Raw genomic sequence first — 13641 nt, 5'->3', positions numbered from 1 at the left:
TCTAGACCCCCACACTCTTTTCCCAGGAATGAAAGATGGCGTCATTGGAACGCAACTCGATCAGCCGTAGAAAACTACTGGCCTTGCTCGCAGCGACGGCAACAAGCCAGAGCGTCACCGGCGCAGAACCGGCGGGCCCGAAGCATATTTTGCTGCGATCTTCGTGGCAGACCGTCAACATCGGCGACATCGCCCATACCCCCGGCGTGTTGCGGATTTTGGAAACGCATCTTCCCGAGGTGAAGGTCACGTTGTGGCCGAGCAAGGTGGACAACGGCGTCGAAGCATTATTGACGTCACGCTTCCCGAAGCTGCGAATCGCCAAACGACCGGACCAGCTCAAGGCCGCGTTTGACGATTGCGATTTTCTGCTGCATGGATCGGGGGCGTCCTTGGTCGCCGAGCGAGATGTTGTTCGCTGGGCGAAGGAAACGGGCAAACCGTACGGAATCTATGGGATCACCCTGCCACCGAAAAAATCGAGCGCGACCCAAGCGACTTCGGCCGCGGCGATGGCCGAAACGATTCGTGTGCTCAGCGACGCGGCGTTTGTGTTTTTCCGCGATTCACACTCATTGGCACTCGCCAAAGCCAAGGGGTGCAAGACGCCGATCATGCAGTTCGGTCCCGACGGCGCGTTCGCCTGTGATTTGCGAGACGACGAAAAGGCGGATGCGTTTCTGGCCGAGCACGGTTTGGAAACCGGCAAGTTCCTGTGCTGCATTCCCAGACTTCGCTACACGCCCTACTGGTTGATCAAAGACCGTCCGTTTGACCCGGTCAAACACGCGCGCAATGAGCAGATGAAGGAACACGACCACGCACAGTTGCGGGCGGCGATCATGGAGATCACAAAGACGACCGACTTGAAAGTCTTGCTCTGTCCCGAAGACCAAACGCAAATGCAGGTGGGCAAAGACCTAATCTTGGATCGCTTGCCCGCAGACGTCCGCCAACGGGTGGTCTGGCGGCCGAATTACTGGTTGACCGGCGAGGCGGTGAGCGTTTATGTCCGCAGTGCAGGTCTGTTCGGCAACGAGATGCATTCCCCGATCATGTGCATCGGCCACGGGGTTCCCGCGATCGTCTGCCGATGGGCCGAACAGACATCCAAGGGTTACATGTGGGAAGACATCGGACTGGGCGAATGGCTGTTCAACCTCGATGACCCCGCCGACGTGCCCGACATCGTCCCGGCCATCCTGGATCTGGCCCGCAACCTGGAGTCGGCTCGACAGAAAGCGCGGGCGGCGCAACAGCGAGTCGAACGCTATCAAGCCGAGACGATGGCGGTGCTGCGAGACGAACTCCGATGAAGCTGCCTATCGACACGTCTATTCCAACGTGTACTCGATGAACAGCTCGTTCTCTTTGACGTGTTTGGCTGAGGATTGCGATTTCTGCCAGGCGGCCCATTGATCATCGTCGGCCAGGTCTTTTAGTGCTTTCTCCGTCGCGTCGCCTGACTTGGCTTTCGCTGCCCAGCCGGTGTCGGCTCGGACGACGCGGCCTTGACATTTTTGGAGCAGACGTAAGTACAGGGGGCGGGCGGGCATTTGCCAGGATCCCTTCGGGTTGCGAGTGAGCGCCAGTTTGCGATCGACCGGGATGAAGGCCGTTAATTCGTCTTCGTTGGCCATCAGTTCGAGTCCCTGTCCGCGGGCGGTGGCGTTGTGGCTGGCGTGGTGTCCCACCTTGTAAAACACCGTTCGCGAGAGCAAGTCCGCGGCCGTCACCTTGCCAACAGCGCCGTCCGCATCGGGGACGGACCAATGAAGTTCCGGGTCGTGCCAGGACAGCCAATTCCCTTGCTGGGCGTCGGCGGGAAACAGCAACACCTTTCCGTCGGCGATCCGCTCGATCGCAAGCGCCAGTGAGGTGTTGTTGGTCAGACTATCGAGCTGGAGTGCGAAATGGGTGGCCGCGTTCATCCAGCCGAAATCGACCGATCGCCAGTCCTGCTTCGTCTCACAGTAGCCGGGATACAGACGACGTTTTTGCGTTTCATCGCGGAGGCGAAATCGCGAATCGAACGGCTGTTCCAACTCCGATGCCTCTTCGTCGGCAGCCGACGCCGGACTTGCCGCCGTCGCCGCGCTTAATTTCGCCGCTCGCATCAGCCCGTACAGTTCATCGCTGCCGTGCTCGCCGAGATCCTTCAATAGATCCTTGTCACGAGGAGGTCCGAGCACATAAATGCGAAAGCCCGGCAACCAGTCCGTTTCGATCAGATCGCCCTGATTGTGATAAGTCGGCTTGGCGCCGAGTCCCGTACGGACGAAATCCATCGCTTCGTTGACGGTCTTGGCAAAGCCTAATGGATCGTCGGACGCCTCGCCGGCAAAGCCCATCAAGTCATGCACCTGCTTGCCGACCTCGGTATCGGGTGACGCAAGAGCGATCTCTGCCAACGCCTGTCCCAAATCGTTGCGGTACTTGGCGAGTGTCTTGGCATCCGGATCGGCGGGGTCTTCGGTCCAGGCCAACCAGACGTGATTGACGTTGCCGACCAACGCTTTCATGGCCTTGGTCCGGAACGCGGACAAATGGTCTTGATGCTCGTGCGTCGCGACCACGACGTCCAGCCGACCGTTGTCCAGGATCGTCGATTCGAGGTGCTTGACGATGTCGTCGGTTTTGACATCGGAGTTTTTATTACCCAGTGTGCCACAATCGATCAGCATGTGACGCTCGTCGCCGCCGACATCAAACGTCACCAGGAAACAGTCCCCGAGCCCCTGACGAAACATCCGCACGCGGACGGCGGGCAGGTCGCTCCGCGTTGGAGACGCCTTGCGCTTCGTGGACTTGCGTTTAGTCGTCTTTCCTTTGGCGGCTTTTGGGGTCACGCGTTTACGATTGGTACGCTTGGATTTGGTTTGCCCCGCCTTGGTCGAGGCGTGTGACCACGTCTTGACTTTTTTACTGGCTGATTTGCGTTTTGCCATGGGAGTTGCCTAGAGGGAGGGACCACGGTGGAGGAGTGCGAACGGCTCATCGCCCTGTGCGGGCGACTCCGCGTTCAGCGAGCGTGCGCCCAAGTAGGTCGCCTGCAAGGAATCGAATTCGCCGAGTGCAAACTCCTGTTGCCGGGCCAGCCGCGAAGAACTTTTCAGGCTTTTTCGAATGCAGTAACGCACACTGCTGGCGCGCAGATCGGCGACGACGGTGCAGCCGCCTTCAAACGACATGCTGGGACCCTTGGGGTCACTGGGATCCACGGGCTGTGTGGTCGTTTGCAGCAGTCCCATCAACAGCTGGGGCAGCACGTCGCCATCGGGGCTGACGCGACAGGCGATCCGCGCCGAATGAACTTCGAACGACTTACTTGGATCGAGCCCCAGGAACCGGGCATCACGCTGCCTGTCGACTGCCGATTTCAGGTGTCGACTGAGCCACGTGTGAAGCTCGTAACGCATCTTTCGTTGCAGTCTAAAAATCTCTTCTCGCGAATCCGCATACAGATGCTCGTTACCCGCGGCGCGCAGACTTTTCAGATATCGCATCAGGCCTTCGGAGGGCAGCGGGTCTTCCGACTCGGGTGATCGCCAGCGCAAACTGGCTTCGCTGAGTGTGCGGACGTCGTGTGGATAGATGCCACGCCGCCGGAATGCTTCGATGAACGAAACTCGATACCCCAAGTCGTCGTTGGTGACCAAGTCGTGATCGGCGGTGATGATCGCCCGCAGGTATTCGCCGAAGGTGATGTCGGTCGGTGGGCAGTAATCCAAGGCTCGGATACACATCGTCAACACATGCTGGGCTGAGCGTGTGACTTCGCGTGCCAGGCGGTCCACCAGATCGGGGTGGATGGCGCCGGGGCTGAGGATGCCCGTGCCGCCGGTGGCCAACCGCAGCAAATCGGCGGTGCGGCGTTTGTAGATCGACAGGAAAGCGTCGAACACGGCCGAGACGAGGATCCGTCCGCGGGCGTGGGATTCTTCGGTGGTCTCGTATTCCTGCGGGTCGGGCTCGCGCAGCTGCCATCGTCCGGCTTGGTTGACTTTGCCGATCGCATCACGCAGTGCCATTCTTCGGCCGGTCGCATGACCGAACTGGGATGCCAATTGCACCAGTAAGTTTTCTTGCGAGTCGATCGCCCCACGTGTGTTGGCGATCTGATGGGTGACCAGTTCTGGAAACGTAAAATGCTGCAACATTGCGACGCAATCGGCAAAGCCCTCGTGAAAGGCATGGACGTCGCGATTACTGGGCAACAGAAACTGACGGTGCATGCCGTCGAGCAAGGCATGCGTGGTTTCGTGGGCGATGATGTCGTGCGATAGACAGGTGAAGATGCGCCCGCCCGGCAATTGGTCGCCGGGGCGATCGCGCGAGGCATTGAAGTAGCCGAACAACAATGCCACTTTCGATGGCGAATAATACGCATTGGCTTCGCGCAGCGCGTGCGGGTAGACGCGTAGCCGGGGGACAAAGTGGGCGTCGTTTTTTCGATGGGCGCCTTCAGCCGGCGGGCCCGGTCGCCACAGTGATTTGCGTCCGAGTGCCCGTTCGAAGTGTTTGATCGTCAGGCTGCAAACGGAATACACCATCTGCTGATGAAACTGCGGCGATCCTTCCGACGGGGGCAATCCGTCCTGGGCCAGCAAGGCCGGGGCATCCAAATCGATCGGTTCGTAGAAGCAGCCGCTGGGCGGATCGACATCGACTACTTCCAAGTACTCACCGATCGGTCCGGGGTGAAGTTTTTCCCAGGGCAGTTTCAGTGTGACCTCGCTGATGCCGGCCGTTTCCAGGGACGTCGTTAGACTGGGATCGACGGCGTAAGCGCGGAGGGTTCGAAAGGGTGGAGACGGCGGTTGGAAAACGCTCGCCGGCGGAGCGGTCTTGTCAGTTTCCGCCGGCGGCGTCTCGGTCGCAGGAGGCTTCGGTCGGGTCGGTCGGGGCGGCTTTCTCGCCGTCGCGTCCAAGTACTCTTTGGCCCTGGCTTTCAAGACCTTCGATGCATCAGGGTGCTGGCTGACGTGATCGAGAAACGCGATGATCTGGTCTTGCGACACGTCTTCGGCGGGCCGATCGGGATCGTCGACGGCTCGATCGAGTGGGTTTTCTTCCTGAGTACTGTTCCAGCGCTGGATCAGCTGGGTGGCTTCCAATTGAAGCATCTTGTCTTCCGGCGATGGAGCGAGTCCGCGTCGGAACAAGACGTTGAGGAACGGGAAGCCGGCCGAGTCCCTCGGAGTCTTGCGCAGCGTGTCGCGGTCGGCCGGTGCGACTTCCAACGCCCGAAGCGCCTGCAGGATGCCGTTGCCCAGTTTTTCGCGGCTGCCACCATCGGCGGTCTTGTCGGCCGACAGAAACAGCGCCCGGCGGACCGCTTCGACACGCATCCACGGTTCCGGGTATTTCTGCGAATCGAACAAGTCGTCCGCGTGGATCTGCAGATACAACGCGGCTGCGGCGGCGATTTGTGGGGTTGCCGATGACGTGCCGGCACCGTCCATGCTGACCAGTTCGTTGCAGCCGATGCGGGCCCAGGGGACGTTGGGCGTGTACGCGCTGATCGCAGTGGCCATCGCCGATTGTGGTCCCCAGTTGCCCTGCATCGTTCCGAAGCTGAGGTCGTAGTAGGGCGTGCGGTCGGCCATCACGCCGCAGGCGGCGATGACACGTCGGAACCGTGCGGGGTAAACAATTTGGTGCGTGGGGACTCCAAAAAAGCCCGCCGAAAAATTGTTACCCGCTGCCGCCACGTAGACGATCCCGGCTTCATAGGCTTGATTGACCGCATCGGCCCACGCTTGCGATGCGACTCCCCCCATGCTCATCGAAATCACGTGCACAGCAGTTTGTGTCTCCGTGCACAGTTCGACCGTGTATTGAATGCCTCGAGCGACACTGCTGGTCGTCAATTGCACGACGGAATTGCCGACGCGCACCGGCACGACGCGGGCCTGAGGCGCTCCTCCCAGCAGACCATCGAATTGATACCCCGAGCCGTTGAACCGAAGGTGTCCGCCGGCGAGCAGTGCCAGTGTCGCCGTGCCGTGGCCGGGGTTTCGCAACGGGCCGGTGTTGCCGGGGTCACGCGCATCGTTGGATGGACTGCCGTCGATGAAGTTGCGCTGAAGTCCGTTTTCGACGAAGTCCGTTTGCAAGGTCTGGTGGTCGGGGTCATAGCCGGTATCCAAATGGGCAACACGCACGATCGCCTGGGGGGAACCGACCAGATTGCGGGCGCCGGCCAACTGGGAAAACCTGTCACCCAAATGCCAGGCGAACTGACCCGGGCGAGTGGGCAGCTCTAGATTTTGGTCCTCAAATGCACAAGCCTCGCCCGCCGCGGCAAGTGTCGCGGGTTGTCCGGGAATCGTTGGCAACCAGTCCTGCACAAGATCCGGTTCGATCAGGTCGGGGGGCGCGTCCGACGCCAGCCCCAATCCGCCGGCCATCATCTCGCGCGCCTCGTGCACCATGTCCCACGGATTGCCGCCACCGAAGGATTTCTTGGGCCGCGCGAGTATCCAATCCTTGCCATCGGCTGCGGCGAGTCCGAGCGTCGATGAGGACGTTGAAAAAAGCGGCTCGAATTCAAACTCGTTGCCGGCGGCTTTCAATGCATCACCCGAAGCGGCCAACGCGCCGGATGCAGCGGTGGGCAGTCGTATCAGGAAACCATTGATCGGCGAATTCGACGGGTCACTCATGGGTCGGATCATTCAAGAGTTTGACAAGGGATCGAAGCGAGCATCCGTTCGGCAGGGGCATACAAGACGCCTTCTGGATTATCGGACTTGATCCGTTTGGCCAACTGCTGGTCGGAGGTCATGGAGAACTCCCCAGACGCCAGCGAAGCCGTCTGACTCTTCAATTCTTCCGTCGCATGCTCTGCATTGTCGGTGTGATCGGTTGCCGATGATTTTGAAGCGTCAATCCACGGATCGACTACGGAAAGGAACCGGACGAATGAACCTGTGGTGGCTGCCGTCTGGACGCCGGTGTTATCCGCAGACTGCCGGTCGGCTCAATTCACCGCTATCCAGCCAGTCCGCTGAAATCAGGGTCCAAAAATCGCGTGCCAGCTGACGGCGGATGAAGGCGGCGGGAAGCCAGCCGTTCCCATTGTCTCCCCAGCGTCTTCCCCAAGAACTTCGAATCAGCAGCGCATCCTGATCCGGACCGTAGCGGTTGGCGTGGTACCCGATGGCAACGACCGTTTGGCCGCCGCGGGTGGCATCGCGCTCGGGGCGGTAGGGGATGTGGGCGTCGAACGTTATCGAGGAGGGAACCGAAAAGCCGAAGACGACGGGGAATCCGGCGGCGAGAAACGATTTCACGATGGCCCACGTTCGCGCGCCCGGGCGGTTGGGTTCATCCAGTCGCAGATAGAGGACGTTGGCGAGCCGTTTGGCGTCGGCAACGACAAAGGGACTCGGCTCGGTGGCAAACCGTTCCGTCTGGTAGGGCCAGCGCGTTTCCACCGGCACCCCGATTTGCATCAGGGTCTTCAGTGTGCCGCGGATCTCGGCGCCCGCGTCGGCCGGCGGCTGTTGCGATGCCGTCAGGCGATGGCGGGTCGCCTGATACAGGAACAGTTTCGATCCGTCGAAGGTGCGGGCGTGAATCCGTCGCTGGAAGTATTCCACCATTGCCAGCACGGCAAACGCCGACGAAGCGTTCAGCGGTCCCTGATCATCAACGTCGGTGAAATAAACACCTCCACAGTCGCGACGTAAATCGACCACGTCCGGCAACGCTGCTCCCGTTGGGTCGGGCAAGCGTTTTAACGTGTCCATGATCTCGCAATCGCGGTACGTCCGATCGCGACCGTCGGGCAGATCTGGCTGCCAACCGAACCCGAGTGGCACAAACGTTGACACGGCGGACTCAAGGGAAAACGTGATGCAAACGAAAACCGAATCGTCGCCGAACCGCGCAACGCAGAATCGGCACGACCTTCATTCGACAAGACGGCACGTCTTTTTCAACGGAAGCCAATGAGAATCGGGCGGGGAGACGAACAGGGGGGCGGAAACCACGGAACCGTTCTCGGTCAACTACCCCTGGATACATTCTTCCACTACAGCGTGTCGCTGTTCGCTGGATCGTCGATTCCTTCGGTGGACAGCTTTTGAATGATCTGTTGAGTCTGAACTGCGAACGGATGAGCCTTCGACTCTGGGGCGATCGCGTCCAAGTCGGCAACCGCAGCGCCGATTGCTTCACGTTCTGCGTCGGTGTCGCCTTGCCGTCGGTGAACTTCAGCGAGACTTCTGTACAGCAGCGCTCGCCAACATCGGTGGGGCATGCTGCCGGGCGATGCATCGACCAACGACGACTGGATGGCAATTGCTTTTGCGAGGCGTTCGAGTGTAAGGTCGAAGTCGCCGTTCGAACGAGCGAGGTTGGATAGCTTGTGCAGAATGTGGACTTCGGAGACCGCGAACAGTTGCGTCTTGGGATTGATCGATCGGAGCGGTTCTAATTCGGCGAGCGCTTCATGAAGTCGCTCGCCCGCTTCGTCGGCCATCCGTTGCGAACCGAACTGTCGGCGCAGATTCACGCTGGCGAGTACTTCGACCAAGGCAAACCGAACGCGGGCATCGTCTGGTGATTGAGTCAGTCGTTCACGCAGGATGTCGGTGGCGGATAAGAACTCGGACTGTCGAATCGCGGGCCGCTTTGCTCGGCGTGAATCGGCGAGGTGAATCCGCGCGCGCAGCACGGCAACTTCACTGGCCTCATGCAGCGAAGGATTTAATTCGCGAAGGAGCGTTTTGGCTGTCGACAATCGCTCACGGGCGATTCGCGATTCAATGGGCAATCGGGTTTGGTCGCGACGACGCTGGGGAGGCGGATCACCGAGTGCAACAAACGCATAGGCGAGTTGCAGTTTCAGACGATCGTCGGGATCGGCGACAGCTTCGCCGGACCGGATCGCCATGGCGTAGGCTTCGTCCGAATTCGCATAGTCCAATTTCAGTGCATAGACTTTGCCAAGCTCGTTGTGCAGACGCACGATCAGAAGTCGTTGCTCCTTGTTCGGCAAACCGGCCAAGTCGCCGCGCGTTCGCAATAGTTCAATGCTTTCGTCGAGCGTCGTGATCGCAGCGTTGGTTTGTCCGAGTTGTTGTTGAATCCTGGAAAGCCGAAGGCTCGCTTCGATCATTTGCCGAACGATGTCTGGTCGAGTCGGCGCCTGATTGGCAAGGCGTTCGTAGAGTGGCTGGATGTTTTCCAACACGCGTGCCGCATGCGGTGATGGGTTCAGCAGAAACAGTGCTGAATCCAACTCTCCCATGTCCGCTTCGCCCATCGCCGAAGCCGGAATGGAAACGACGTCCACAACGCCGTCGAGCGATTGCAGTGCGAGTTCGACGGTCTGTTCGGACTGTGCAAGTGCCTTGCTGGTCCGCTTGTTGGCGGCGGATGTCATCGCGAAGCCGACCGACGACGCGACGGTCGCAGTCAGCATCGATGCGATGGCGATGCCCGTGACGCCGGCGAGTTTCGGGTTGCGACGACGCCAACGAACCAGTCTCTGCAACGCCGTGGTGCGTCGAGCAAGAATCGGCTCGTCTTTCAAAAAACGATTCAGATCGTCACGCAAATCGGACGCGGATTGATACCGATGTGCCGGCTCGGGATTGATCGCTTTGGCGACGATCGTTTGCAAGTCCGGGGGGACGTCGTCGCGAACCTCCTTCAGTGGCTTGATCAGATGAAGCTTGATAGCCTCGGGCAGTTGATGTGGAGTCAGGTCTTTGAATGCGGGGGTTCCGGCGAGCATTTCGTAGAGCGTCAATCCAACACCGTACACGTCGGACCGCTGATCCGATTGGCCTTGAAAGCGTTCCGGTGCCATGTAGCGAGGGCTGCCGCTGAGTGCTTGCGTCATGGTCGGATCGTCCCGCGTGTTCCGCGCAATTCCGAAGTCGGTCAGCTGGGCGACGCCATCTTCGTCGAGAAGGATATTGGCGGGTTTCACGTCACGATGGAGGACGCCGTTTCCGTGAGCGTAAGCCAGTCCGTCGGAAATCTGGGCGGCGATTTCAGCCGCGGCGCGACAATCGGATGTTTGGATTGGCGTCTCGTTGCTCGACTTGTCGCTACCATCGCCGGAGGGTGGTTCCGACGCTTTGCCGTGCGTCTCTGCGGTCGAGATGAGACGATCGAGCGACTCGCCTCGAATCAGTTGCATCACCAGATAATGAGTTCCATCACATTGGCCCGTCCCGAAGATAGGCACGATGTTGGAATGATGCATCGCCGCCGCGGTGCTGGCTTCTCGCCGGAAACGTTGCAACGCATCGTCGTCCAGTAAAGACTGCTTTGGCAGAACCTTGATCGCGACACGGCGTCCGAGCGACTCCTGTTCCGCCTCGTAGACGATCCCCATGCCGCCACGTCCGATCTCTCGCAGCAGCCGGAAATCACCAAGTCGTTCAAACACTCGCCCGGCAAGTGTTGCACTTCCGTCGCCTTCGGATTGTTGATCAACCTTGACCTTTTCGACCGAGAGCACCAGCGGAAAGACGCGCCGGATGGACTCGCTCAGATCGGGATGACGATTCGCGTACTCTTCTACGGTGGGTCGATCACCGTTGCGATAGCGTGCCACGAAATCGCTGGCGAGGATGTCCACGGTGGCGTAGGTGTCGTCGTCGATTGAAATGTCGTCGTCGGTTGAGATGCCGGGAATCCTCTTGCAGGGGTGAAATCACGAGAGTTAGATTGAAAAAGTTAAATTGTAAATTAACGGAGGAGCAACCGTGGATAACATCATTGGCAGATCAGTGGTCACCGCAAAAGCGAATCTACGTAAGCACTGAAACGATCCTCTCCAATTTGCAGTTTCCAATTTTCAATTTACCTTTTTCAATTCCTTCCCTTCAATTCCGCCTCCTGCCACCGCCTGGAAAATGACTCCGCCCGTTGACCATTCCGGCCGATTCATCTTCGTCCAGCCAAACAGTGAATTCTTGTTGCACGGACTTGCACCAACCTTTTTCTTTATTACACGCAAAGTACTGGATCTTGACCGAAATCGGTTCGTCCGAGTGCCAGTCCTTCACGTCGACCAAAAACTCACGCGGCTCATTGTCGGATTCGACGTCCAATCGCTTGGAATGCCCCGTGGCGGGTGAGACCGTCGCACCGTCGGCAACGATCTTATACTCGGGTGGACTAGCCAGGTTATTCCAACTTGCTCCCAGCACCGGGTCTTGGCGAAAACCAAGATACAGTGTCCCCGTCCCGGTCTCGAGCAATTGTCGGTCTGCTTCCGGTCGAAGTTTCACATAACGATTGGACGGATGGAAATCGATTGAACGCAATGCAGAGACGGGGTTGGTTTCCCCGCCAGACTCGACCCGCAACGCAATCGCTTTCCCTTCCACGCTGACTCGTTCCAACAGCATTTCGCTTTGGGGTGTCAGGTGACGTTCGAAACGTGGCAGGTTCAGGTCTTGGACGGTGGTCAGTGTTTCCGGCTTGCCAACCAGGGGCTCCAGCGATTCACGCAGGCTTGAGCCGCGTCCCCACGAGTTTCGATGCACCACTTTGCCCGACCGGTCGAACACGAACTGTGAATTCGGAGTCAAGACGAAATACGTCTTTAGCTGGTTATCAATCGGATCAGTCAACCACGGGATTTGGGTCTGCAAGAGTTCCTTGGCATGGTCGACTTGGGCAAATCGGTCTTCGATCGAAGACGGTTGCACGAATCCCCAATTCTCTGGGTGTGTCAGCGATTGGTACAGGAAGTAAAAATCAACGCCTCGATCCTTGAAGTCGCGGGCGACCGCCTCAATCTCGGGATAGGAATTTCGGAACTCGGGACATGTCAAACAGCCACCGACGATCACGGTGTACTTCGACTGGAAGATGCTGTTCACTGGCACCAACTTCCGATCGACGTTGTAGACCTGCAGATCCTCAGGCAGTTCGGCTCCGATGGGAAATTTCTCGCTAAATTCGATGTCACGCGGACGAACGCGATCACGAGGCCGGCCGCCCTGTCCCGGACGAGCTTGACCGGCACCACGCTGACCACCGGCACGCGGTCCAGCTTGAGACGGCGAATTCACGGGAGCATCGCCGGTCGGATTCAGTTTGTTGCGGCGAAACTGCGACGCCAGCACAAGTCGCTCGGCTTCGTCGAGCGAGCCGTCTTGATTGGCGTCTGCGATTGCAAACGCTTGATGCATGTGCTCGGGCAATTCGGACTTGTCGAGCGAGCCGTCCTTGTTTTCATCGAAGGCCATGATTTGCTCGGCGAACGCAGTATCCGCCTGAGCCGGGTCGCCGCCGCGTCCTCCACCGCCGGCAGGTCTACCGCCGGCACCGGGACGACCGGGACCAGGCTGGCCACCTTGCATGGCACCGCGTGGTGCTCCGCGGCCTGATCCCTGGCGACCCTGTGATCCGGCTGTTCCCGTTGGTCGGAATTCTTCGGTGGTCAGCTTTCCATCGCCATTCCGATCGAGCTTTCGCAGTGCAACGGATGCCGCGTCGATCTCATTCGGCGAAAGTTCGCCGTCGCCATCTGCATCAAAGATGCGAAGCAACGGTGGTGTTTGTTGACCGCGGGGTTGCCCATTGGGGCCCCCCATGCCTGGTCCACGTCCACCGCCAGGACCAGCTCCCTGTCGTCCGCCGCCTTGGCCGGGACGCCCCCCCGGAGGCTGCGCGTTGGCAAGTGATTCGCTTAGCAACAAAGCCAATGCGCAGAAAACAGTGAGCAACGACAGACGCTTCATGACGAGTCCCGTGGGATGTTTAGAGAGGAGGATTCACGGGCTTAAACCCCACCACGAGCAAACATCTACCGGAAACTCAGAAAGATTTTTGAAAGATTCCGGCGCAGATTGAAAATTGTAAATTGACAACTGAAAAGTGAAAAATGACTGCGACCGATCTGTCCACTTTGCATTTTTCATTTCTCAATTTGACTTTTTCAATTTCAACACCCTACTTCCGCCACGAACGGAACTCAAATCTTCTCCAGCACCGACCGCAGCCGCTCCAACGCTCGCACATACCGAATGCTGGCGGCTTTCGGCGTGATGCCAAGTTCCATGGCGACTTCTTGGTTGGTCAGTTCTTCAAAATGACGCAGCGCAACGACTTCGCGATCCATCTCGCTCATTCCACTCAGCGCCGATCGCACCTCCGCAATCAATTCGACCTTCACCGCCGCTTGGCTCGGTGAAGTCAGATGCGCCATGAAACGCTGTGAAAGACACAGCGAGGTGTTGCCCCACAGATTTTCGTCGTTCGGAGTGGATTCACGCAACGTCGAACGTGATTGGGTGGCCAGATGTCGGCGATGAATCCGGCTAAGCGTCTGTCCGGTGACGAGTCGTAGCCAAAGGAATAGTGACGGGAAATCGCCCTCGACAAAGTGACTCAGTCGTTTTTCTGCATCTAAATAGACATCCTGTAAGACATCATCGGCATCAACGCGGCCGCGAATCTGATCGCTGAGCCGAAAATGGATGATCTGCCACAATCGGGGGCGATGGCGGGAAAATGCATCGGCAAACAGTGACAAATCGCCCTGCTTGAGTTGCTGCTCGATGTTTCCGACGTTGGTATTCACAGAAAAGTTGCCGATTGGCTGTAGATGCCTGCCATCGCGGGGGTTTCAGGCCGTGTGATAGTTGTACCGCCCATTGT

7 protein-coding genes are annotated in these 13641 nt (G+C 58.8%); 1 reads left to right on the top strand and 6 read right to left on the bottom strand.

Annotated features, from left to right (window positions below; translation table 11 throughout):
* Positions 1 to 35 precede the first annotated feature (35 nt).
* Positions 36 to 1316: a polysaccharide pyruvyl transferase family protein gene (locus TBK1r_RS17900; RefSeq protein WP_145213434.1), complete on the top strand. Its 1281-nt coding sequence runs from the start codon at positions 36 to 38 to the stop codon at positions 1314 to 1316.
* 18 nt (positions 1317 to 1334) lie between these two features.
* Here TBK1r_RS17900 and TBK1r_RS17895 read toward each other — a convergent pair whose 3' ends face one another.
* From TBK1r_RS17895 to TBK1r_RS17870, 6 genes are all read right to left on the bottom strand, one after another.
* Positions 1335 to 2948 (bottom strand): MBL fold metallo-hydrolase, encoded by a 1614-nt coding sequence (locus TBK1r_RS17895; protein ID WP_145213431.1) that lies wholly within the window; start codon positions 2946 to 2948, stop codon positions 1335 to 1337.
* Between the two features lie 9 nt (positions 2949 to 2957).
* Positions 2958 to 6668 carry a S8 family serine peptidase gene (locus TBK1r_RS17890; protein WP_419581480.1) on the bottom strand — a complete coding sequence of 1237 codons (3711 nt, stop codon included), beginning with the start codon at positions 6666 to 6668 and terminating at the stop codon, positions 2958 to 2960.
* 294 nt (positions 6669 to 6962) lie between these two features.
* The gene (locus tag TBK1r_RS17885; RefSeq protein WP_145213424.1) at positions 6963 to 7841 is read right to left on the bottom strand and encodes a C1 family peptidase; all 879 of its coding nucleotides are present in this window, start codon (positions 7839 to 7841) and stop codon (positions 6963 to 6965) included.
* Positions 7842 to 8041: 200 nt separating this feature from the next.
* Entirely contained in the window at positions 8042 to 10606 is a 2565-nt protein-coding gene (locus TBK1r_RS17880; protein ID WP_145213421.1) for a serine/threonine-protein kinase, read from the bottom strand.
* Positions 10607 to 10853: 247 nt separating this feature from the next.
* Positions 10854 to 12722, bottom strand: coding sequence for an EF-hand domain-containing protein (locus tag TBK1r_RS17875; protein ID WP_145213418.1), 1869 nt, complete (start codon positions 12720 to 12722; stop codon positions 10854 to 10856).
* A gap of 233 nt (positions 12723 to 12955) precedes the next feature.
* The gene (locus TBK1r_RS17870; RefSeq protein WP_145213415.1) at positions 12956 to 13564 is read right to left on the bottom strand and encodes a sigma-70 family RNA polymerase sigma factor; all 609 of its coding nucleotides are present in this window, start codon (positions 13562 to 13564) and stop codon (positions 12956 to 12958) included.
* Positions 13565 to 13641: the final 77 nt, after the last annotated feature.

Origin of the sequence: Stieleria magnilauensis (genome assembly GCA_007753675.1) — a bacterium.
GTDB classification, from domain to species: Bacteria; Planctomycetota; Planctomycetia; order Pirellulales; family Pirellulaceae; genus Stieleria; species Stieleria magnilauensis.
This window is presented reverse-complemented; position numbering and strand designations above follow the sequence as displayed.

Excerpts from the sequence above, each read along its gene's own strand:
- TBK1r_RS17900 (WP_145213434.1), top strand. The coding sequence starts at position 36 with ATGGCGTCATTGGAACGCAACTCGATCAGCCGTAGAAAACTACTGGCC.
- TBK1r_RS17895 (WP_145213431.1), bottom strand. The coding sequence starts at position 2,948 with ATGGCAAAACGCAAATCAGCCAGTAAAAAAGTCAAGACGTGGTCACAC.
- TBK1r_RS17890 (WP_419581480.1), bottom strand. The coding sequence starts at position 6,668 with ATGAGTGACCCGTCGAATTCGCCGATCAATGGTTTCCTGATACGACTG.
- TBK1r_RS17875 (WP_145213418.1), bottom strand. The coding sequence starts at position 12,722 with ATGAAGCGTCTGTCGTTGCTCACTGTTTTCTGCGCATTGGCTTTGTTG.